The sequence below is a fragment of the Streptomyces sp. NPDC037100 genome, from assembly GCF_055606225.1.
Genome location: NZ_JBVJSX010000006.1, coordinates 48,542 through 70,310, shown reverse-complemented (window position 1 = coordinate 70,310; position 21,769 = coordinate 48,542). Strand labels below are relative to the sequence as shown.

Genomic DNA, 21,769 nt, shown 5'->3' with positions numbered 1-21,769 from the left:
GCCGACCGCATGACTGGTACAGCTGAGACGACCACGACCACCCCCTCGACCACCACCCCCTCAACGACTTCGACCCCTTCGGCGGCGCCGGCCGCCGCGCCGGACTCCACCGACATACGCCCCCTGATGGCGTCCTTTCCCTCCGGGGTCAGCGTGGTGACCGCGCTCGGCACCGACTCCGCGCCGCGCGGGATGACGTGCAGCTCGCTGGCGAGTGTGGCGCTGGACCCGGCGACCCTGGTGGTCTGCCTGCGCACCGCCGGCCCGACCCTGCGCGCCGCCCTGGACAGCGGGCACTTCGCCCTGAACCTGCTGCACGAGGACGCGCGGACCGTCTCCGACCTGTTCGCCTCCGGCGGCACCGACCGGTTCGCGCACGCCGAGTGGCGGCTCCCGCTGGGTGCCGCGGGGCCGCACCTGACGGAGGCCGCGCTCGCCGTCGCGGACTGCACGGTGGTGCACGCCGTGGAGGTCGGCGACCACACGGCCGTCTTCGGCCGGGTCACCCGCGTCACCCACACCGACGGCAGGCCACCGCTGCTCTACGGCAGGCGCCGGTACGCCCGCTGGTCGGCGGCCGCGTCGGCCCCGGCGCCGGAGGCACGGCCCGCGCCGGCCTCCGCCGTGCCCGCACCCGAGCTCGCCGTGCGGCCACCCCTGGAAGGAGAAGCCCGTGTCGGCTCCTGACCCGTTGCCCGGCCTGCTCGTCGCCGTGCCCGTGGTGATCGGCGTGTGCCGTGTCGGCGCGCTGCTCTTCCGCCGGATCGGGCAGCCCCCGGTCATCGGCGAGATCACCCTCGGCATCCTGCTCGGCCCGTCGTTGCTCGGCTGGATCTCCCCCGCCGCCCAGCACTGGCTGTTCCCGGCGGAGATCCTCCCGCACCTGCTGGTGCTGGGCAATCTCGGCCTGCTCGCCTTCATGTTCCTGGTCGGCCTGGAGCTGGACCTGTCGGCCCTGCGCGGCCACAGCCGTACAGCGGTCACCGTCTCCTACGTCGGCATCGCGCTGCCCCTGCTGATGGGCGCGCTGCTGGCGCTCGGGATGTACGGCCCGTTCGCTCCGGCCGGGGTGGACCGGCTGCCGTTCGTCCTGTTCGTCGCCGTGGCGATGAGCATCACCGCGTTCCCGGTGCTGGCCCGGATCCTCACCGACCGCGGCCTCTACACCACTCCCCTCGGGTCGCTGGCGATGGCGTGCGCGGCCGTGGACGACGTCAGCGCGTGGTGCCTGCTGGCGCTGGTCGCGGCGGTCAGCACCAGCGGTTCGGTGGAGCAGGCGGCCGTCACGGCTGCCTGGTCACTGGTCTTCGTGGCCTGCATGATGTGCCTGGTCCGGCCGGTGCTGGCCCGGCTGACCCGGCAGGCCGGCAAGGTCGCGGAGAGCTCGGTCCTGGTGTTCGTCTTCGCCGGCCTGTGCGTGTCGGCCTTCGTCACGGACGGCATCGGCATCCACGCCCTGTTCGGCGCGTTCCTCTTCGGCGTGGCCATGCCGCGCGGTTCCCGGGCGGTCGAGCTGTCCGCCGCCCGGCTGCGGGCGTTCACCGTCCCGGTGCTGCTGCCGCTGTTCTTCGTCAGCACCGGACTGCGCACCGATGTCTCGCTGCTCACCGGTGACGCCACCCAGTGGCTGTGGGCCGGCGCGGTCCTGGCGGTGGCCCTGCTCGGCAAGTTCGGCGGCAGTACGGCGGCGGCGCGGCTGTCGGGCCGTTCCTGGCGGGACGCGTTGTCAATCGGCGCGCTGATGAACTGCCGCGGCCTGACCGAGCTTGTCGTCCTCAACCTCGGCCTGGAACTGGGCGTCATCGGCCCGGACCTGTTCACCATCCTGGTCCTGATGGCCCTGATCACCACGGCCATGACCTCCCCCGCCCTCACCTGGTTCCGCCGCACACCGGCCCCGGAACCGTCCACCCCCGTCGCCCAGCGGGTCACAGCCGCGTGACGCGGCCCGCCGCGGGCGGCTCCGCCCGACAGGCCGCCCCAGCCGCTCCGGACCGGACCCGTGCGGGTCCGTCCGGACGCGTGCCACGGCCCCCGCCGCACTCCGGTCCGGACCCGCGGCCCCGCGCACCGCCCGGCCCCCGCGCCCCCGGTTCCCGCCGTGACGGCGGGACCCGGGGGCGACATGGTCGTACGGAGACCCACGGTCAGGCCGCCGGGGTCAGGGCGTAGGTGCCGCTGGCCAGGGCCCAGCGTTCGAGGGTGTACCGGGCGGCGCCCGAGTCGATCGCCTCGGCGGCCCGGCCGACGGCCGGGGCAAGGCGTTCGGTGACCGTCCGTCCGCCGGCCGGCTCCAGCGCGGCCAGGGCGGCGGCGGCCGAGAGCAGGACGGCGTCCCGCACCGGCCCCCGCTCACCGCCGAGCACCCGCCGCGCCACGTCCGCGTTGTATCCGGCGTCCGCCCCGCGCAGCGCCTCGACCGGGGCGTACCCGAAGCCGAGGGCCCGTGGGTCGAACGACTCCCGGCGGACCGTGCCGCCTGCCACCGTGAGGACGGTGGAAGTGGTGGTGACGGTCAGTTCGTCCAGCCCGTCGTCGCCCCGGAACACCAGCGCGTCGACCCCCCGGCGCGCCAGCACCCCGGCGACGAGCGGCAGCAGCCGGGCGTCGGCGACGCCGACCGCCTGGGCGGCGGGCGCCGCCGGATTGGTCAGCGGCCCGAGGGCGTTGAAGACGGTGGGGATGCCGAGCGCGCGCCGGGCGACCGCCGCGTGCCGCATCGCGGGATGGAAGTCGGGGGCGAAGCAGAACGTGATCCCGACCTCCTCCGCCAGTGCCGCCACCTGTTCCGGAGGCAGTCGCAGGCTCACCCCGAGCTTCTCCAGTACGTCGGCCGAGCCCGAGGCGGAGCTGGAGGCGCGGTTGCCGTGTTTGACGATGCGCGCCCCCGCGCCCGCCGCCACGACCGCGGACATCGTGGAGATGTTGACGGTCTTCGCCCCGTCCCCTCCGGTGCCCACCACATCGACGGTCCTCCCCGGCACGTCGATGCGTACTGCGTGCGCCATCATGCCCCGCACCAGCCCCTCCAGTTCGCCGGTCGTCTCCCCCTTGGCGCGCAGCGCCACCAGGAAGCCGGCGATCAGGGCGTCGGAGGCGTTGCCCCGCATCACCTGGTCCATCACCCACGCGGTGTCCGGCTCGGACAGGTCGCGACCGTTCAGGACGGAGCCGAGCAGCCCGGGCCAGGACCGTTGCGGCCCACCCGGTGCGGTCCTTGCGTTCACTCCGGTTCTCCTTCAGTCATCCGGTCCGGGACCAGCGCCACGCGGGCGTCAGCTCCACGGGTCCACATCGCCACCGGCCGCCACACCGCTCCACGGGTCCACGTCGCCGCCTGCCGCCACACCGCTCCACGGGTCCACATCGCCGCCTGCCGCCACACCGCTCCACGGGTCCACATCGCCGCCTGCCGCCACACCGCTCCACGGGTCCACGTCGCCGCCTGCCGCCACGCCGCTCCACGGGTCCACACTCTCGGTGACGGCCGCCACGCTGTTCGGAGCCGCGTGCGCCTGGTCGGCCACCGCCGCGCTGGTGAACAGGGCGCCGGCCGTGAAGGCGGCGACGACGAAGGCCTGGATCCCGGACTTCTTGATCTGCGTGAGCTGCATTTTCCGTCTCCCCGTCATTTGTTTTCCCTGGTTTCGGTCCGACCCGTTCCGTCCCGACACCGAGAAAATTACGGAGCTACGGCTTCAGTTGATTATCGGAGGCGCTTCACCGATCTCTGCCGGAGCAATAACGACGATATACTCGCAGTTCACAATGGGTTGGTGAGAAATTCGGACTCATAGATTCCAGGGGTCGTGCGGGGGTTGCGGATACCCTCCCCACAGCCCGCACGGGCCATACACGAAATAAATCCAATTCCTCAGGGAACCGGTACGGCAGCCCGTTCGGACATCCGCAGGAAATTCTCCAGCAGCCGCATTCCTCCCACCGTGGTGATGGACTCGGGATGGAACTGCACCCCTTCCATCGCCAGCGCGCGGTGCCGCAGACCCATGACATAGCCGTCGTCGGCAGCCCGTGCCGTCACGGTCAGCTCCCGCGGCAGCGGCTCCTCGACGACGAGCGAGTGGTACCGCGTGGCGGTCATCTCGTCCCCGAGGCCGGTGAAGACCCCGGCGCCGTCGTGCGCGACGGGGCTGGTCTTGCCGTGCTTGAGCCGGGCGGCGACGGCGATCCGTGCCCCGTGGGCGAGGGCGATCGCCTGGTGGCCGAGGCAGATGCCGAGCAGCGGGACCCGCCCGGCGAAGGCGTGCACCAGCTCCACGTGCCCCGAGTCGGCCGGATGACCCGGCCCGGGCCCCAGCACCACCGCCTGCGCCCCCCGGTCTTCGAGCTGCGCCGGGGTGCGGGTGCCCGACCGCACCACGTCGGTCTCGGCGCCCAGCGTGCGCAGGTACTGGTCGATGATGTGGGTGAAGCTGTCGTAGGCGTCGACGAGCAGGACCTTCACGGCAGCAGCTCCTCACCGGTCAGCGCCCAATAGGCGGCGCCCATCTTGTGCAGCGTCTCGTGCCACTCGGCGAGCGGCTCGGAGTCGGCGACGATGCCGGCGCAGCTCTGGGTGGAGTACGCCGTCCCGTCGTGGGTGATGGTGCGGATGCACAGGGCGAGCCGGGACCAGCCGCGCACGTCGACCAGGCCGACCGCGCCCGCGTACATCCGCCGGGGCTCGCTCTCCAGCTCCTCGATGATCTCCATGGCCCGGATCTTCGGGGCGCCGGTGACCGTGCCGGCCGGGAAGGTGGCGCGCAGCACCGACCAGGTGTCCTCGCCGGGCGCGAGGACCCCCTCGACGGTGGAGACCAGGTGGAAGACGTGCGAGTACGTCTCCACGGTCATCAGCCGCTGCACGTCCAGCGTGCCCGGCGCACTGACCCGGCCGATGTCGTTGCGGCACAGGTCGACCAGCATGACGTGCTCGGCACGTTCCTTCTCGCTGTCCCGCAGTGCCTCGATGCGCGGCCCGTCGACCGCCGGGTCGCCGCTGCGCGGGGTGGTGCCGGCGATGGGCCGCATGACGATCCGGTCGCCCTCGGTGCGGAACAGCACCTCGGGGCTGGCGCCGATGAGCGTGGAGCCGTCGCGCGGGACGAGGTACATGTACGGCGACGGGTTGCGGTGCCGCAACCGCCGGTAGACGTCCAGCGGCGTCAACTCGGTGTCCACGTCGATGCGGTGACCGATCTGGATCTGGTAGATGTCCCCGACGCCGATGTGCGCCAGGCAGCGTTCCACCTGGGCGAGGAAGGTCCGCTCGTCGGTGCTGTCACGGACCGTGCGCGGGGTGGGCGCCACGGGCAGCGGGGCGGGCTCGGGCGCGGTCGGGCGCAGCCCGGCGGCGACGGCGGTGATGAGTCCGGGGACCGCGGCGGGTGGGAAGTCCGGGCAGCGGGCGGTGAGCAGGCGGGCGGTGCCCGCGTCGAGGTCGTAGCTCACGACCTCGCGGAAGAGGGTCAGGACGAGGTCGGGCCCGCCGTCGACGGTGCGCTCGGGCAGCCGTTCCATGTGCCAGGCGGCGCCGTAGCCGACGGTGGCCAGGAAGCCGAAGGCGTATCCGTCCGCGGGCGCCGAGGTCTCCACGGTGAACGTCCGCTGGGCGGCCCGCAGCAGCTCCCACACCTGGTCGGCGTCGGCCAGGGCGCGGGCCCCGTCCGGCAGTTCGGCCAGCCTCAGGCCGGCGGCGGCGGCGCGCAGCGCCTCGGTGACGGCGGGGGCTCCGTCGAAGGTGACGCGGTCGGCGTGCACCTGGAGTTCGGCGAGCCGGCCGTGGCCGACGACGGCGCCGTTGCCGTCCTCCTCGGGGGCGGCGAGGCTCTCCAGCAGGAACACCTCGTCGCCGGCGCGGGCACGCAGGGCTGAGTACAGGTCCAGCGGGTCGTGCGGGGGCAGGACGGTCTCGTCGACGCGGACGGTGAGGGACCGGCGTGGTGCACCGGCCGCTCGGGGCGGTGAGTCGAGCAGTGTGGTCACAGGTGAACCCCATCCTCGAAAGGTGGCGGGCGATGGTCAGCCGTAGCGGCGCAGCTCGTGGAAGAAGTCCTGCTCGACGGCGAGTTCACCGGAGTCGAGCAGCCGGTCGTAGACGTGCTTGCCGACGGCGAGGTCGAGGACGCCGAGTCCGAACGGCGAGAAGAACACGGGCCGGTCGGCGGGCACACCGGCCGCGCCGGTCAGCACGTCGTAGAGGGTGCCGTCGATGAACTCCCTTCCTCCGCTCAGCCGTTCGGCCAGATGCGGGGAAGTGTCGGCCTTCAGGCAGTGCTCGACGTCGTCGACGAAGTTGGCGCCGGAGAGGATCACCTCGGGCGCCAGGTCGCGCAGCGACACGTGCAGCACCAGCGGGTGGTGGCCGAACCAGCCGGGGTCGGTGACGTGCGGGGTGCCGGCGACGGTGGCGAAGACGACGAGGTCGCTGCCGCGGACGAGGTCCTCGGCCGACCCGTGCACGGTGACCCGGCCGCCGGCCCCGGAGCGGTCGAGGTGTCCGGCGAACCCGGCGGCGTGCTCCGCCGACAGGTCGTGCACACCGATCTCGTCGAATTCCCAGCCGGTGCCCGCCAGGTACTGGTGGATGTACCGGGCGATGAGACCGGTGCCGAAGAAGCCGACGCGGCGCGGCCGGTCCCCGCGGGCCCGGCCGAGGGTCTCGGCGGCCAGTGCCGCGGAGGCGGCCGTACGAGCCGCGCTGATGATCGAACTCTCCAGGCAGGCCAGCGGATAGCCGGTGTCCGGGTCGTTGAGGATGAGCACGGCGGAGGCGCGCGGGAGGCCCGCCGCCACATTGTCGGGGAAGCTGGAGATCCATTTCAGGCCGTCCACGCCGATGTCGCCGCCGATCGACGCGGGGAGCGCGATGATGCGGGAGGCCGGCCGGTCGGGAAAGCGCAGGAAGTAGGACGGCGGATTGACGGTGTCACCGGCACCGTGGACGCGGTACGCCGTTTCGATCAGACGCACCACCTCCTGGTGCCGGCCGGCCAGGACCCGGTGGACCTGGGCCCCGGAGATCACGGCGAAGGTGGGCGCCTTGGCGACAGGCGGCATCGTGTACTCCACGTTTCGGCTGACAGTGGTACCGGCCGAACGTAGGCAGCCCGCTTATCGGTGGGGTATCGGTCGTCTACAACGGCACTTGGGGGGACCCGGGTTCTCCGGCCCTCCCCGCCCCTCTGCCGCCCGGCGTCAGCCTTCCTCGTTCTCCAGCCGGGCCAGCGCGCGTTCCGCCTCCGCGCGCCATTGCGGGGCGTCGGCGCGGACGAAGACGTCCTGGGCGGCGGTCAGCCGTTCACGCGCCGCGTCGTGGCGGCCCAGGCGGCGCAGTGTGTCGCCGAGGGCGAGGTTGATCCGGCCGTCGACGAGGGGGGCGTCGATGTGTTCGACGATCTCCAGCGCCTCCGTCAGGGTGGTCGCGGCGGCCTCCACCTCGTCCGCGCCCAGGCGGCTCTCCCCGAGTCCCAGCAGGGCGTAGGCGAGCCCCACCCGGTCGGACTTGTCGGTGACCAGCGTGACCACCTGCCGGAACGCTTTTTCCGCCAGGTCGAAGTCCGACCGGGCCAGATGCACCCGGCCCAGCCGGTGCAGGGTCTGGGCGGCGCCGCGCCGGCTGCCACCGCCGATCGACTCCATGAGCTGTACCGCTTCGAGGCTCAGCTTCATCGCCGGCTCGGTGGCGCCGCGGTCCAGTTCGATCTGCGCCATGTTGTCGAGCGTGTGCGCCTCGGAGGAGGTGTCGCCGACCCGGCGCAGGATGTCCCGGGCCGTCCGCAGCCGCTCCATGGCGACGTCCAGATTGCCGCGGAACCGGTCCAGGATCGACAGGTTGCGCAGGTTCAGCGCCTGCCCGTGCTCCTCGCCGGCCTGCTCGAACAACTCCAGAGCCTCGCTGTAGCGGGCGTACGCCTCCTCCAGCCGGCGGTAGGACTGGGCGACGCCGCCGAGCTGGTGGAGCATGGCGGCCTGCCCGCGCAGGTTGCCCGTCCTGCGGGCCGCGGCCAGCGCCGCCTCGGAGCAGATCCGCCAGTCGTCCAGGTAGTGCCGGGTCTCGAAGAGCACCGCCGCCGAGACCGTGAGGTCCCAGGCGAGGTCGGCCATGCCCAGGGCGGCCGTCTGCTCGACCGCGGCGACCAGCGGCAGGCGTTCCGCCTCCAGCCACTCCAGCGGCGAGTCGAGGAGTTCGTCGAGGTGGACGGGGTCGACCGGCCGGCGCGCCACCTCGCTGTGCACAACGCTGAAATGGCCGCCGTACTCCCGCCGGTGGGCCTCCTCCGCGATCGTCAGCCAGGTGCGGAAAGCGCGCTCGCGGGCGGCCCGCTGGGCGTCCGGCGGCTCCTCGGCGTAGGCCCGCTCGCGGGCGTAGAGACGCATCAGGTTCTGCAGCCGGTAGCGCAGCCGGCCGGTCGCGTCGACGCCGACGACCTCCAGGAACTGGGCGTCGACGAGGTCCTCCATGATCCGCTCGGCGTCCAGCACGTCGATGTCGAGCAGCGCGCCGCCCACCCAGGCCGCGAAGTCCGGCACGTCGAGCAGGCCGAGCCGCCGGTAGAGCAGCGCCGCGTCCTCGGGCAGATAGCGGTACGACAGCGCGAAGCTGGCCCGCACGCGGGAAGCGCCCTGGCTCAGCTCGTCGAGCCGGCGCGCCTCGTCGTTGAGCCGGGTCACCAGGTGGCGTACGGTCCAGTGCGGTTTGGAGGCGAGCCGGGCCGCGGCGATGCGCAGTGCCAGCGGCAGCCGGTCGCACAGCTCGGCCAGCCGTACCGTGTCGGCGCGGGCGGAGGCGATGCGTTCGGTGCCGACGATCCGGCCGAGCAGTTCCACGGCCTCCGGTTCGGGCAGCACGCCGAGGTGCACCCGGGCTTCCTGCGGCCAGGTGACCAGTTCCTCCAGCTGGTCCCGGCTGGTGACCAGCACGGCACAGCGCCCGCTGCCGGGCAGCAGGGTGCGCAGCTGCGCATAGGAGCGGACGTTGTCCAGGACGACGAGTACCTGCCGCTCGGCGAGCACGCTGCGGTACAGCGCGACGAGCGCCTCCGTCTCCGGCGGTATCTGGTCACTGGGCACGCCCAGCGAGCGCAGGAAACGGCTGATGACGTCGGCGGCGACGGTCGGCTCGTGTTCCTCGTCGTAGCCGCGCAGGTCGGCGAAGAGCCGTCCGTCCGGGAAGTGGGCGGCGGCCCGGTGGGCCCAGCGGACGGCGAGGCCGGTCTTGCCGACGCCCGCGATGCCGGTGATCAGCCCGAAGGCCGGCCCTTGTTGCCGGTCCCGGCCGTCCACCAGCAGGTCCAGTACCGCCAGTTCGGGCCCTCGGCCGGTGAAGCCGGGGACGTCCGGTGGGAGTTCGGAAGGGACGATGACGGAGTCGGAGTGCAGCGCGTCGGTGGTGACGACCGGCGGTGCGGGGGCGAGGGAGGGGTCGTCGCGCAGGATCGCGTCGTGCAGTTCCTGGAGGTCGGGGCCCGGCTCCATGCCGAGTTCCTCGATGAACTGGGCGCGCGCCTCCCGGAAGGTGCCCATCGCCTCGGCCCGCCGCCCGGACCGGTATTGCGCGAGCATCAGATGGTGCCGGGTGCGCTCGCGCAGCGGATGCTCCCGCACGACGGCCGCCAACTCCGGTACGAGGTCCTGGTGGCTGCCGAGTTCCAGCAGGACGGCGGTGGCGTCGTCGTAGGCGTTGAGACGGTGTCCTTCGAGCCGGGCGGCCTCGTCCTCCACCACCGGGCTGGCGATGCCGGCGAAGGCGGGGCCCGTCCACAGGGCGAGGGCGTGGGCGTAGTTGTCGGCCGCGTCGGCGTGCCGGCCCTGCTCGACGGCTGTCTCGGCGTCCTTGACCAGCCGGGCGAAGTCCACCGAGTCGACCGCGTGGCCCTCGGATCTGAGGAGGTATCCGGGGTGGGCGGTGACGATGATGTCCTCGGTGACGCCCTCGGCCTTGAATGTCTTGCGCAGGGCTGCGATCACGATCGCGATCTGGGTGCGGGCGGTGGCGGGCGGGCCGCTGTTCCAGACACCGTCGACGAGGGTGTCGACCGGCACGATCCGGCCAGGGTTGAGCAGCAGCAGAGCGAGGACCGTTCGCTGGCGCGCACCGCCGACGGTGAGCGCACGGCCGTTCGCCGTCACCGACAGGGGTCCCAGGACCTTGAAACCGAGCCGCTCGCCCACGGATGTCCCCCCCAGAACTCCACCCACCGTCCTCACCGGAGCGCCTGGACGACAATACCTGAGCGGCTGGACCGGTTCCCTGGTGTTTTCAAGCCGTCCCGGAGGTCAGGGGCTTCGACGGCGCGGAAGCGGGGAATCCTCTTTACTTTTCGTGGAGCGCCCAAGAGATCAGTTGTGCGAATTCGCACCGAGTAATCCGGGGTGGAATACCGCTTCTCAGAATTCGTTGCTCCTTACATCAGGTAACCGCGAAACTCCCCGGTACCTGTAATGGCCGGATTCCACCCCGGTAGCCGGCGGCCTCGCCCGCACGGATGGCCGATTCGCTATCGCACAGGCGATCCGATCAAGCCATACCGGACAGCCACCCCGTTCGGCGTGCCCACCGGGCCCGGGAAGCAGAGGGGAGCAGCCGGAAAACGATGGGCCTTCGGGCCCGGATCGACGACGTCCACCGCCTCGCAGGCGGACGCGGAACCGGCACCCTGACCGAAAACGATCAGGCCGCGGAGGCGCGCACGGTACTCAGCGCCCATCCGAAACCCGCACTGTCGCTCCTCCCGGTGCGGCCGGAGCCGCGAGCGGAGACCGGCGCCCCGGGCCACGCGGGCGGCACCGGTCGACCGGCGCTCACGTCACCACCGGTGGCCCATGAAGTGGGACCGCCGGGTGCAGCGAGCCCGCCGCGGCCGACGGGCTCGCTGCACCCACGGAGGGCGTGGGAACCGTACCCGCGCGCGGCACTGTCCGGTACAGCGTCCTGGTCAGGGCTGTTGCTTCACGCGGCCGGCAGAGGCCTGCCGCGTGTCGGCGCCAGAGCTGACGTGCCGCTGGGTCTGTTGGGAGCCGTGCCAGTCCAGACACATCACGGTGGCATCATCCGCGAGCCCGCCCCCGGCTGCGTCCCGGACCGCGGACGTCAGTGTCGCCGCCGCCTCCCGCGGGTGCAGATCGCGGGTGCGCTCCAGCAGGGCGAGCAGGTCGACCGCCTCTCCGTGGCGTTCGAGCATGCCATCGGTCACCATGAGCAAGCGGTCCCCAGGGCGTAGATCGAGGTCCTGCACCCGATAGGGGTGGGGCACGGTCACCGCCAGCCCGAAGGGATGGTCCACCTGGCATGTGATCGCGTGCGCGGCCCCCTCCCGCATGCGCAGTGGCCATGGGTGGCCGGCGTTGACGAACTGGGCGCGACCGGTGTGGAGGTTGATGCGCAGTAGCTGCCCGGTGGCGTGACCGTGACCGTGCTCGACCAGCGCCCGGTCCGCCCGTTGAGCCTGCTCGGCCAGGCCGGCTCCCGCGCGGCGGGCCCCGCGCAGGGCGCCCACCAGCACGGTGGCGGCCAGGGCCGAAGCGATGTCGTGGCCCATGGGATCGGTCACCGACACATGCAGGATGTCGCGGTCCAGCGCGTAGTCGAAGGTGTCGCCGCTGAGGTCTTCCGAGGGCTCCAAGCTCCCGCACAGCGTGAACTGTGCGGCCTCGCACGACAATGACGGGGGCAGCAGCTGGTACTGGATTTCGGCTGCCAGCGTGGGGGGCCGGGAGCGTTTGCCCCAGGTGTAGAGGTCGGTGAAGCGTCCGTTGGCGATCACGACGTAGGCCAGGATGTGGGCGGCTTCCCCGACCTCGTCAAGAACGTCGGCCCCGGGATCGGCGGGCAGCAGCAGTTCCAGCAGTCCGATCGCGTCCCCCCGGTTGGTGACCGGAGCGATCACTCGATGTCCCTGTCCGGTCACCTCCTGATACAGCCGCTGGGTGCGGATCACCTGCTCGTAGACGCTGCCGAACATGGGAATCCGCTCCGCTTCCCGCCCACCCTCCACTCCGACGGCAGCAGCCAGCCGCGCCACCGCCTTCCCCGTCAGGTCCACGATGAGGAACGACACTCTCGTGGCCCCGAAACGCCGCCGCAGATCCTCGGCGACCACCGCGACGGCGTCCACCGGCGCCGCAGTCTCCGCCGCTGTCAGGAGCCGGGTAAGTCCGCTCTGCCCACCGCTCACTACCACGGTCCCTTCCGCCGGCCCCTCTACCAGCTTCGGGACCCGCACAGCAGGCGTCAATCCGTGCGCCACCAGGGACGGTGGTCACGCTGTGCGCGCCGCCAGGGACGGTGGTCACGCTGTGCGCGCCGCGAGCCGAGTCGCCTCCGGCGCCGGACCGGGGCGCCGCCGCCAGTGGCAGGGCGCTGTTCCCAGGGCCGCCATGAGGAGAACGAGGAGGGACCGGGTGCGCAGGGACCGCGGGTGAGGCCGTGCGGTTGCGTCATCGGTTCCCTCTTCCCTCGTCGCTGTCCTCGGCCACGCGCCGCGGTGTCAGTCGCCGACGTGGATGCCGGGGCGGCGGTCGGGGTCGGGTTCGTTGCTGCGGATGATCTCGCGCGTGACGGGGGCGGTGTCACCGCGGCCGAGGAGGAAGTAGCGGATCATGTGCACCAGGGGGCTGCCTTCGGCCCAGGCGAAGTAGCAGTGCGGCCGCACACCGGTGGCGTCCCGCAGGGCAAGCAGGATGGCGGCTATGGCGTTGGGAGCTGCCGGGGCCTGGGCGCGCAGGATGCGGTGTCCGTCGACTTCGACGCCGTGGACGGTGAGGGTGTCACTGAAGTCGGACGGGTCGACGACGTCGATCTCCAGGAAGAGCACGTCGGCCGGGCCCGGTACCGGGTTGGTGCCGCGCTGTTCGCGTTCCTTGGCGCTGTACTCGGCGGCGTCGCCGGCCTCGCGGCGATTGGCGATGACGTTGATGGACTCGTCGTGGGCGAGGGTGTCGGTGACGAACCGGCGGGCGGCTTCGTCGAAGACGATGCGGTCGGCGCGCAGCTCGGTGGTGCGCGAGATCCGGGAGATCAACGACACGGTGATGATGCCGAGGATGAAGAAGCCGGAGATGGCGATGCCGTCGGGCTTGTCGACGATGTTGGCGATCAGTGCGTAGAGCAGGATCGCGGTGAGCGCGGTGAAGCCGGCGGTGGCCGCGCGCCGTCGGTTGCGGGCGACGAAGACGGTGACGGCGAAGGCGCCGGAGACCATCATCGCCAGAATGCCGGTGGCGTAGGCGCCGGCCTGCTTGTCGACGTCGGCGTCGAAGGCGATGGTGATGATGACGCACAGGGCGGTGTAGACGAGGACGACCGGGCGCACTGCGCGGCCCCATTCGGGGGCCATGCCGTAGTCGGGCAGATAGCGGGGCACGATGTTGATGAGTCCTGCCATCGCGGAGGCACCGGCGAACCACAGGATGAGGATGGTGCTGATGTCGTAGACGGTGCCGAATGCCTCACCGACGTGCTCGTGCGCGAGCCAGGCCAGGGCACGGCCGTTGGCGGCGCCTCCGGGCTCGAACTCGTCCTCGGGGATGAGGACGGTGGTGACGAAACTGGCGGCCAGCAGGTAGACGCTCATGATCAGCGCTGCTGCGGTGAGCAGCTTGCGGGTGTTGCGGATGCGGGCCCGCAGCCGCTGCTCGTCGTCGGCGCCGTCGGCCGCCACCAGCGGCATCATGCTCACACCGGTTTCGAAACCGGACAGTCCCAGCACCAGCAGGGGGAAGGCCAGCAGGGCAGGGCCGGCCAGATCACCGAAGCCGCCCAGGTCGGTGAGGGATCCGGTCCACGCCGACCAGGCTCCGGGATCGGTGAGAACGTGGGCCACGCCGACGCCGATGACGACGGCGTTGAGGGCGAGGAAGACGGCCACCAGGGGGATGGCCACCTTGACCGCCTCGCTGAAGCCCAGCAGAAACACCCCACCGAGGATCAGCAGCAGCGCCACCGTCAGGGCGACCTCATGGCCGTGCAGTACCGAGGGGAAAAAGGGGTTCTCCACCACGTGCACCGAGGCGTCAGCCGTGGACAGGGTGATGGTGATGATCCACGAGGTGGCCACGAAACCGAGCAGGACCAGCACGAACAGCTTGCCCCACCAGAACGGCAGCAGGTCCTCCAGCATCGCCACCGATCCCGCACCGTGCGGGCTCTGCCTGGCCACCCGGCGATACATCGGCAGCATCCCCAGCAGCGTCAGCGCCACGATCAGCAACGTCGCGAGAGGGGATACGGCCCCCGCCGCAAGGGCAGCGATCGCCGGGACGTAGGCCAGGCTGGAGAAGTAGTCGACGCCGGTCAGGCACATCACCTTCCACCAGGCATGCGGCTCGGCATGGCTCTCACCGGCCGCCGGCCCCACCGGCTGCACCCTGTGACGCAGCATCCACCGCGCCGCCGAACTGGCCGGCTGCGCCCGCAGCGCGGGACTGTCCACCGTCTCCGGCATCACTGGTCGGCTCGCCTGGCTCATATCCCCCATGCTCTCTTCGTCCTGACGGTCAAAATGATCGCCGCAAGCCACCGCTCTCGCGCCGACGCGACGATCACTGAGTATGCGCCTTGCCGACTGTCACCCGGAACCGAGGCTCCGGGAGTGGACGAGATGCCGGTGGGCTGCCAGGGGTGGGCGGCTGATCAGAGCCTTTGTCTGCCGCAGGACGCGGTTCATGACCTGAACGAACTGGCCGCCGTATCGGCGGCACCGGCCCCGACAGGCCGGCTCAGAGGTCCCACAGATCACAGGCGGACGATGACAAGAGCAATGTCGTCGAGGGCTCCACCAGCGACGTCGAACCGCGCCAGCAGTGCGTTGGCCAGCAGGTCCGGGGAGAGGGCCCGGTCCTGGGCCAGGACGGTCATGAGGCGTTCCAGGCCTGCGTCGATGTCCTCGCCGCGGCGCTCGATGAGGCCGTCGGTGTACAGCACGAGAGTGTCTCCCTCGGCGTAAGCGAGGCCGGCCTGGGGACGGGGAACGTGGTACTCGCGTGCGCCCAGGGGCGGATCGGTGGCCTGGTCCAGCAGTTCGCAGGTCCCGTCGGGGTGAAGCAGGATCGGCGGTGGGTGCCCGGCGTTGCTGTAGATGATCAGCTTGCTGCGCGTGTCGATGAGAACCTTGACCGCGGTTGCGGCCACGGCGCCGTCCACGGAGCGGGCATACAGGCCGAGAATCTCCAGGGCCTGGGCGGGGCTGGAGACGGCGCGGATGACGGCGCTCAGGGCGCTGCGGAGCATGCCCATGACGGCTGCGGCGTGCAGGCCGTGGCCGACGACGTCTCCGACCGCCACGGCGTAGCGGTCGGGTGGCAGGTCGACGACGTCGTACCAGTCGCCGCACACATTCAGTGACGCTGCAGCCGGCAGGTAGCGCACGGCGATGTTGCTGTGCCGGTCCAGGTCGGGGACGGAGAGCATGGCTTCCTGCAGGGTGACCGCGACCTGCTGTTCGCGGGCGTGAGCCTGACGCAGTTCCTGGTTCAGCCGGTCCAGCTCGCGGGCTCGCGCGTACAACTCCGCTGCCACGACCACTGCCTGCTCGGTCGGCTCCTCGCCGAGCTGACGTTCCTGCGCCGCACGGACGAAGGCCGTGACATCCTCCACCTGTTGGACGATCCACTTCACCGTGCCGTCAGGTCCGAAAAGCGGTGTGTAGATCATGGACCACCACCGCTCCTCGAACCCGTCCGGCTGGTCGGGACGGGGAACGTCATGGCGCTTCATCACCACGGTCTCCGGCTTCCCGATGTCCAGAAGGCGGCGCAGTGACGCTCTCAGGTTCCGTTCTGCGTCTTCGTGGGCGCCGGGATGTGCCGGCAGGGCGTGGAAGAAGTACTTCCCGATCACCTCGTCCCTGGTCCGGCCGGTGGTCCTCAGGCATGCCGGGTTGACGTAGCGGATCACCAGGTCCGTGTCCAGCACCAGGTACGGGCTCGGGGCGGCTTCGAAGAACGCTGTGAACCCGATGTCCGCTGTCATCACGCGCTCTCCTCGCTCGCGAGAGCGGCTCCCTGCCCTGTCAATCTACGAGCGATCCCGCGTCCGCGCTCGCCCTGGCTTCGCGTGCCGGCGCCGCGAACCGGGCTGGGAGCCACACCCTGCATGCCCAGGGTGCTGCGCTGTCGTACCGCCCGGGCTCCCCATGTGGCGACTCCGAGCGTCCGGAATGCCGCAGCGGAGGAGTCTTCGCCCTTCCCGTCCGAGCTATTTCCTGGAGGGAGAGAGAAAGGCCCGGCACCTGCGGGGCACCGTCAGCAACGCACGGAGATCGCGCAAGGTGGCATCGCGGTCTGCAGAACCGGCACGTCAGCTCTGCCCTGGCCACCTCCGTCCTCGCCAGGCGCCAGAGGGCCGGACGGGGTGACGATGGAGGGGAACCGATCCGCTTCCTCTCTTCGCGAAGGGTGAGCTGGTATGGCCTCTCCGTCCGATTCACCGTCAGGCCCCGGCACCGCGCCCCAGAACGCCACCGAGCCACGCGACACCTCCCTGGGCGGAGGGCTGACGGCGGTGGCGAACATGGGCTGGCAGATTCTCCTGGTCACGGGCCTGGCCGCCATCGCCCTCGGCGTCGTGGTCCTTGCCTGGCCGGAGGAGACACTGCGAGTCGTCGGCGTGCTCTTCGGCATCTACCTGCTGGTCATAGGCGTCTTCCAGCTGGCCGCCGCCTTCGGCACGCACATCCCCGGGCATCTTCGGGCCCTGCATTTCCTCGCGGGGGCGCTCTCCGTCCTGCTCGGGCTGATCTGCTTCCGCGGCACCCTGCAGTCGATCCTGCTGCTCGCCCTGTGGATCGGCTTCAGCTGGCTGCTGCGCGGCACCATGGTGACGGCCACGGCCGCCTCCACCCCGGACACGCCCGCGCGAGGCTGGATGCTGTTCACCGGGATCATCGGCATGCTGGCGGGCATCGTGCTGATCGTCTCGCCGTTCACCTCGATCGGCGCGCTCACCCTGACGGCGGGCATCATGGCCATCGTCCTCGGCGTGATCGAGGTGTTCCACGCCATCAGGATGCGCATCGAAGTCGGCCGTCTCGCGCCCAGGACCACTGCAAAGCGGCGGCCCGCGTTCCGCTCCCAACCGCACCCTCAGCACTGATCGCGGCGCGGACAGCGATGTCCTACGTCGACCGGGCGGCCGTGGGCCGCCCAGAACGGCGGGAGTGGGTGCGGTGATGTCCGGCGCTCGGACGCGTGCCCGGGTGGTGATCGTGACGAACCCGCGCTCGGGCGGCGGCAAGGTCGCTCGTTACGGCCTGGTGCAGCGGGCCGAGGACATGGGAGCCCAGGTCTGGATGACCAGCGCGGAACGGGACGCGGCGTCGCTCGCGAGGAACGCCGTCCGGGAGGGGGCCCAGGTGCTCGGGGTGGCGGGCGGCGACGGCACCGTGTCGGCGGTCGCCGCGGTGGCCGCCGACGAGGGCCGGCCGCTGGTCGTGGTCCCGGCTGGCACCCGGAACCACTTCGCCCGGGACCTCGGCCTCGACCTTCGCCATCCGGGGCGGGCGCTGGACGCCCTGGTCGACGGTGAGCCCACCCAGGTGGACCTGGGGGTGCTCGGCTCCCGTGTCTTCGTCAACAACGTCTCGTTCGGCATGTACGCCGACGCCCTGCTGGAGCCGGGGTACCGGGAGGACAAGCCGCATGCGTTCGTCACCGTGGCGCCCGACTATCTCAGGGGTAAGCAGGGGGTCGAGGCCCGCGTGGACACCCCCTGGGGGACCGTGGAGTTCCCGCAGGTGGTGCTGATCTCCAACAACCCGTACCACCTGGCCACGCCGCGCTGGCTGGGGCGTCGCTCTTCCCTGACCACGGGACAGCTGGGCGCCGTTGTCCTCAAGCGCCCGGCGCAGACTCCCCCGGATCTCCTGCGGCACCTGCGCGAGGAACTGCGACAGCACGCGCGCGGTGCCGGCCCGTCGGGCGAAGGGGTCGTCATGTGGTCGGCTCCCGGCATCACGCTGCACGGTGACGTACCGCACCTGGACGCAGGTGTCGACGGCGAAGCGACGCGGCTTCCTCTCCCCGTCGTGTGCGCCATCCGGCCGGGTGCCCTGCGGGTGCTGCTGCCGCAGGACCGGCCCGGGATCCCGTCCGAGCGCGGTGCGCCACCGGGCGCACAGCCATGACGGCCCTCCTCTCCGGGAGGAGATCAAGCCGCTGGTGTCCGTGAAGATCTCTCATGGGGAAGACCAGGGGCCACCTACGAGGGCAATGGGGCAGGGCGAGTGGCGTAGTGCGGCGTGGTGGGTGGGTCCGAGTTCGCGGCCCACCATGCCATGCCTGTGCCGGACTCCGAGAACGAGGAGGTCGGCGTGGTCGGCGGCTTGGAGCAGGGCATGCCGCGAGGGGCCGTCGACGACTCGTCTGTGCACGACGACGCCGCTTTCGAGGGCTGCCCGGTCCGGAACTGCCGCGCTCAGGAGAGCATCGGCGGCCGGCGAGCTGCCGAGGCCGGGTGAAGATTGCCGCGTTTCCTGCCGACTCCGGGCATGCACCACGACCAGATCGCAACCGCGGGCACGTGCTTCCTGGAGGGCGAAGGTGACAGGGGCGGCGCCGGCGTCGGTTCCCTCCCCCACGCCGAGGACGATCTGCCGGTCTCCTGCTCGGCGCCCCGGGACGGAGTCGCCGACGACCACGATGGGGCACGTCGCGCGTCCTGCCACACCAGGCCCGACGGAATCGGTGAAGAGGCGGCGCGCGAGGGCACCGTGCCCACGATGGCCCACGACCATGGCGAAGGCGTCTTCTGCCGCCTGGACCAGGACGTCGACGGGCTCCCCGGGCAGCACTTCGGCGTGGATCCTGACCTCGGGTCGGCGTCGGCGGGCCCGGGCTGCGGCATCACGGATGATCTCTTCCAGCAGGGCGGCTTCGGCGGGGCCTTCAGGGAGATCCTCCGCAGGGGTGGCGCCCTCGAAGCGTTCCCACACGGACGCGTGCACGATACGAAGGGGCCGGCCGTGCAGGGCGGCCTCGTCGACGGCCCAATCGAGCGCCGTCATGCTCGCAGAGGTGCCGTCCACGCCCACCGTCACTGGTCTGTCCACCGGCCACGCTCCCTGTCGTCACCAGTGAAACGACGGTCTGCGATGCCCGCAAGTCGTTCCTGGCGCTTTGCGCGGGTGAGGCTGTTCTTGGTTCCCCCGGCCTGACCGCCGAGGACGGCCCGCGGTTTCCGCATCGCGGTGGGCGGCGATGTCCACCGGGCCCGGTCGCCGGACGCGGGTTTCACCGAGCCGCGGGTCGACGAGCCGCAGGCGCCGGCCCGCCGGTGGCGCGCGTGAGCTCGGACCCGCTCCACGGGGACGAGGGAATCTTCGGGAAGACGACCACGGGTTACCGCAGAGATCACGTAGTCGACACACGGACACTTCAGGAGCAGCAGCACACCGACGCGAACGGCCTGCGAGGCGGTCCGGTCACTTCAGGGCATGCTCCAGCGACTCCGCGAAGGCGAAGTGCTCTTGCCTCCCCGTGATGGAGAAGAGCCTGACCACCGCCCCCGAGAGCGGTCCCGTGGTGACCCCCAGCGGGGCGGCCACACCGGAAAGGTGTGCGTGGTGCGCCAGGAGCAGAGTGGGAGAGACCCCGGCACGCGGGGAGGCGGTCCGGGGCTCACCAACGACGGTATGCCCACCACCGCGCCGTCCCGCGCTGTCCTGACGGGACGCTGACGCGGTGCCGACGACCTTGACGGATCACTGACGTGGCTGGGGGGAGGGCACGGAAGCCGGCGTTCGGAGTTGCCGTGTGCCATGCGGCGGCGCAGCGCCTGCGGGGACATGTCGACCAGTTCGATCTGGTCGGCACGCCGTACGACCTCGTCGGGGACGGTCTCGCGCTGGCGCACCCCGGTGATGGACTCGACGACGTCGCCGAGGGACTCCAGGTGCTGGATGTTGACGGTGGATATGACGTCGATGCCGGCGGCGAGGAGTTCCTCGACGTCCTGCCAGCGTTTGGTGTTGCGGGAGCCTGGCACGTTGGTGTGAGCGAGCTCGTCGACCAGGGCCACCGTCGGGGCACGGCGCAGGACGGCGTCCACGTCCATCTCGGTGAAGGTGCCGCCCCGGTACGCGAGTTCCCTGCGCGGGACCTGTTCGAGGCCGTGGAGCATCACCTCGGTGCGCGGCCGATGGTGGTGTTCCACGTAGGCGACCACGCAGTCGGTGCCCCGTTCGATGCGGCGGTGGGCCTCCGACAGCATCGCGTACGTCTTGCCGACGCCGGGTGCCGCGCCGAGGTAGATCCGGAGCTTGCCGCGTGCCATGTCGTTCCTCGGTCAGCCTTCGAAGCGGTAGCCCATGCCGGGCTCGGTGATCAGGTACCGGGGGTGGGCGGGGTCCTTCTCCAGTTTGCGCCGCAGCTGGGCCATGTAGACCCGCAGGTAGTTGGTCTTGCTGCTCTGCGAAACGCCCCACACCTCGTTCAGCAGGTGCTTCTGTGTGATCAGCCGGCCCGGACTCGTCACGAGGATCTCCAGCAGGTGCCACTCGGTGGGCGTGAGCCGCACATCCTCTCCGTCGCGCACCGCCCTCTTGGCCAGCAGATCGAGGGTGAAGTCCTCGGTCTCGACGAGCGTCGCCGCCGGACCGGCCGGGGTGTCCTCGGTACGGCGTACGGCGGCCCGCAGCCGGGCCAGCAGTTCGTTCATGCTGAACGGCTTGGTGACGTAGTCGTCGGCACCGGCGTCCAGCGCTGCCACCTTCTCGTCCGACCCCTGGCGGGCGGACAGGACCAGGATCGGAACCCGGGTCCAGCCGCGCAGGCCCTTGATGACGTCGACGCCGTCCATGTCGGGCAGACCGAGGTCGAGCAGCACCACGTCGGGCTGCCGTGCGGCGGCGAGCCGCAGGGCCGTGGCCCCGTCCGGTGCCGCGTCCACGCCGTAGTGACGGGCCTGCAAGTTGAGGACGAGGGCCCGCACCAGCTGCGGGTCGTCCTCGACCACGAGCACCCGGGTCATGGGTGTCTGCCTCTCCTGTCGTACGTCGTGCCGTGCACGCCCGGAAGCGGGGCGCCCGACGTCGCGGCTGCGGGAGCCGGCGGGCCCGGGATGCTCCCGAAGCCGCCGGCTCCCGAGGACATCGCGTAACGCCATCAGCTCTTCGCCAGGAGTTCCTCGAGGGCGATGTTGAGCTCGAGGACGTTCACGCGCGGCTCGCCCATGAAGCCGAGGGTGCGGCCCTCGGTGTGCTCGTCGACGAGTTTCTGCACCTCGGCGGTGGACAGACCGTTCGTCTCGGCGACCCGGTGGACCTGGATGTCCGCGTACTGCGGGGAGATGTTCGGATCGAGTCCGGACCCTGAGGAGGTGACCGCGTCTGCGGGCACCTGGGACGGCTTCACCTTGTAGGTGCCCGTGGAGTTGTCCTTGACGACGGCGGCCTTGGCGTCCTTCACCCACCGGATGAGCTCTTCGTTGTCCCCTGACCGGTTGGTCGCGCCGGACAGGATGAGCTGGTACTGGGTGTTGACGCTGTTGGTGCCGAGGCCGTTCTGCGGGCGGCCCTGGAACCACTTCAGGTCCGGCGCCGGGGTGTCCTCTCCCTCTTTCAGCGGCAGGTTGTACGCCTGTCCGATGAGGGACGAGCCGACGACCCTGCCGTCCGCCTTGATCTCGGAGCCGTTCGCCTTGTCGTGGAACAGCCCCTGCGCGATGCCGGTGACGACCAGCGGGTAGAGCACGCCGGTCACCAGGGTCAGCACGAGGAGGGCGCGCAGGCCCGCCCCGAGCAGCCGGGCGGTGTTCGATACGGAGTTGTTCATG

Annotated in this window: 16 protein-coding genes and 1 pseudogene; 4 read left to right on the top strand and 13 right to left on the bottom strand. The window is 71.2% G+C overall.

The window, feature by feature from the left end; genetic code table 11:
- The first annotated feature begins 9 nt into the window (after positions 1-9).
- Positions 10-687, top strand: coding sequence for a flavin reductase family protein (locus ACZ7EG_RS20655; RefSeq protein ID WP_471080599.1), 678 nt, complete (start codon positions 10-12; stop codon positions 685-687).
- Positions 674-1,942, top strand: coding sequence for a cation:proton antiporter (locus tag ACZ7EG_RS20650; protein WP_471080596.1), 1,269 nt, complete (start codon positions 674-676; stop codon positions 1,940-1,942). The genes ACZ7EG_RS20655 and ACZ7EG_RS20650 overlap by 14 nt, the downstream gene beginning before the upstream one ends.
- 205 nt (positions 1,943-2,147) lie before the next feature.
- On the opposite strand, the gene trpD is transcribed toward ACZ7EG_RS20650, so the two are convergent.
- The 9 genes from trpD to ACZ7EG_RS20605 all read right to left on the bottom strand — a co-directional run bounded on the left by trpD (position 2,148) and on the right by ACZ7EG_RS20605 (position 15,970).
- Positions 2,148-3,227 (bottom strand): anthranilate phosphoribosyltransferase, encoded by a 1,080-nt coding sequence (gene trpD, locus ACZ7EG_RS20645; protein ID WP_471080593.1) that lies wholly within the window; start codon positions 3,225-3,227, stop codon positions 2,148-2,150.
- 48 nt (positions 3,228-3,275) lie between these two features.
- On the bottom strand, positions 3,276-3,614 hold the full coding sequence (locus ACZ7EG_RS20640) for a hypothetical protein (protein ID WP_471080590.1): 339 nt from the start codon (positions 3,612-3,614) through the stop codon (positions 3,276-3,278).
- Positions 3,615-3,874: 260 nt separating this feature from the next.
- Entirely contained in the window at positions 3,875-4,465 is a 591-nt protein-coding gene (locus ACZ7EG_RS20635) for an anthranilate synthase component II (protein ID WP_471080587.1), read from the bottom strand.
- Positions 4,462-5,985, bottom strand: a complete 1,524-nt coding sequence (locus tag ACZ7EG_RS20630) for an anthranilate synthase component I family protein (protein ID WP_471080584.1) — start codon at positions 5,983-5,985, stop codon at positions 4,462-4,464. Before ACZ7EG_RS20630 ends, ACZ7EG_RS20635 begins: the two co-directional genes overlap by 4 nt.
- A 36-nt stretch (positions 5,986-6,021) precedes the next feature.
- Positions 6,022-7,059 (bottom strand): 2,3-diaminopropionate biosynthesis protein SbnB, encoded by a 1,038-nt coding sequence (sbnB, locus tag ACZ7EG_RS20625; protein WP_471080581.1) that lies wholly within the window; start codon positions 7,057-7,059, stop codon positions 6,022-6,024.
- A gap of 138 nt (positions 7,060-7,197) precedes the next feature.
- Entirely contained in the window at positions 7,198-10,173 is a 2,976-nt protein-coding gene (locus tag ACZ7EG_RS20620; protein WP_471080578.1) for an AfsR/SARP family transcriptional regulator, read from the bottom strand.
- 764 nt (positions 10,174-10,937) lie between these two features.
- Complete coding sequence (locus tag ACZ7EG_RS20615; RefSeq protein WP_471080575.1) at positions 10,938-12,176, bottom strand: PP2C family protein-serine/threonine phosphatase; 1,239 nt, start codon at positions 12,174-12,176, stop codon at positions 10,938-10,940.
- Positions 12,177-12,488: 312 nt separating this feature from the next.
- Positions 12,489-14,444 (bottom strand): APC family permease, encoded by a 1,956-nt coding sequence (locus ACZ7EG_RS20610; RefSeq protein WP_471081837.1) that lies wholly within the window; start codon positions 14,442-14,444, stop codon positions 12,489-12,491.
- Between the two features lie 290 nt (positions 14,445-14,734).
- Complete coding sequence (locus ACZ7EG_RS20605; RefSeq protein WP_471080572.1) at positions 14,735-15,970, bottom strand: PP2C family protein-serine/threonine phosphatase; 1,236 nt, start codon at positions 15,968-15,970, stop codon at positions 14,735-14,737.
- 435 nt (positions 15,971-16,405) lie between these two features.
- Here ACZ7EG_RS20605 and ACZ7EG_RS20600 point away from each other — a divergent pair, with 435 nt between their 5' ends.
- Together ACZ7EG_RS20600 and ACZ7EG_RS20595 are read left to right on the top strand one after the other, a co-directional pair.
- Positions 16,406-17,092, top strand: a complete 687-nt coding sequence (locus ACZ7EG_RS20600) for an HdeD family acid-resistance protein (RefSeq protein WP_471080569.1) — start codon at positions 16,406-16,408, stop codon at positions 17,090-17,092.
- 112 nt (positions 17,093-17,204) lie between these two features.
- Positions 17,205-18,122: a diacylglycerol/lipid kinase family protein gene (locus ACZ7EG_RS20595; protein ID WP_471080566.1), complete on the top strand. Its 918-nt coding sequence runs from the start codon at positions 17,205-17,207 to the stop codon at positions 18,120-18,122.
- Between the two features lie 51 nt (positions 18,123-18,173).
- On the opposite strand, the gene ACZ7EG_RS20590 is transcribed toward ACZ7EG_RS20595, so the two are convergent.
- The 4 genes and pseudogenes from ACZ7EG_RS20590 to ACZ7EG_RS20575 all read right to left on the bottom strand — a co-directional run bounded on the left by ACZ7EG_RS20590 (position 18,174) and on the right by ACZ7EG_RS20575 (position 21,768).
- Positions 18,174-19,046 (bottom strand): universal stress protein, encoded by an 873-nt coding sequence (locus tag ACZ7EG_RS20590; protein WP_471080563.1) that lies wholly within the window; start codon positions 19,044-19,046, stop codon positions 18,174-18,176.
- Positions 19,047-19,741: 695 nt separating this feature from the next.
- Positions 19,742-20,269: pseudogene (locus ACZ7EG_RS20585) on the bottom strand (histidine kinase); the annotation flags it as partial.
- A 12-nt stretch (positions 20,270-20,281) separates the two neighbouring features.
- Entirely contained in the window at positions 20,282-20,965 is a 684-nt protein-coding gene (locus ACZ7EG_RS20580; RefSeq protein WP_471080560.1) for a response regulator, read from the bottom strand.
- A gap of 134 nt (positions 20,966-21,099) precedes the next feature.
- Entirely contained in the window at positions 21,100-21,768 is a 669-nt protein-coding gene (locus ACZ7EG_RS20575) for a potassium-transporting ATPase subunit C (protein ID WP_471080557.1), read from the bottom strand.
- Position 21,769 lies beyond the last annotated feature (1 nt).

Coding starts and splice junctions, on each gene's coding strand:
- sbnB (WP_471080581.1), bottom strand. CDS start 7,059: ATGCCGCCTGTCGCCAAGGCGCCCACCTTCGCCGTGATCTCCGGGGCC.
- ACZ7EG_RS20600 (WP_471080569.1), top strand. CDS start 16,406: ATGGCCTCTCCGTCCGATTCACCGTCAGGCCCCGGCACCGCGCCCCAG.
- ACZ7EG_RS20580 (WP_471080560.1), bottom strand. CDS start 20,965: ATGACCCGGGTGCTCGTGGTCGAGGACGACCCGCAGCTGGTGCGGGCC.
- ACZ7EG_RS20610 (WP_471081837.1), bottom strand. CDS start 14,444: ATGCCGGAGACGGTGGACAGTCCCGCGCTGCGGGCGCAGCCGGCCAGT.
- ACZ7EG_RS20575 (WP_471080557.1), bottom strand. CDS start 21,768: ATGAACAACTCCGTATCGAACACCGCCCGGCTGCTCGGGGCGGGCCTG.
- ACZ7EG_RS20640 (WP_471080590.1), bottom strand. CDS start 3,614: ATGCAGCTCACGCAGATCAAGAAGTCCGGGATCCAGGCCTTCGTCGTC.
- ACZ7EG_RS20605 (WP_471080572.1), bottom strand. CDS start 15,970: ATGACAGCGGACATCGGGTTCACAGCGTTCTTCGAAGCCGCCCCGAGC.
- ACZ7EG_RS20655 (WP_471080599.1), top strand. CDS start 10: ATGACTGGTACAGCTGAGACGACCACGACCACCCCCTCGACCACCACC.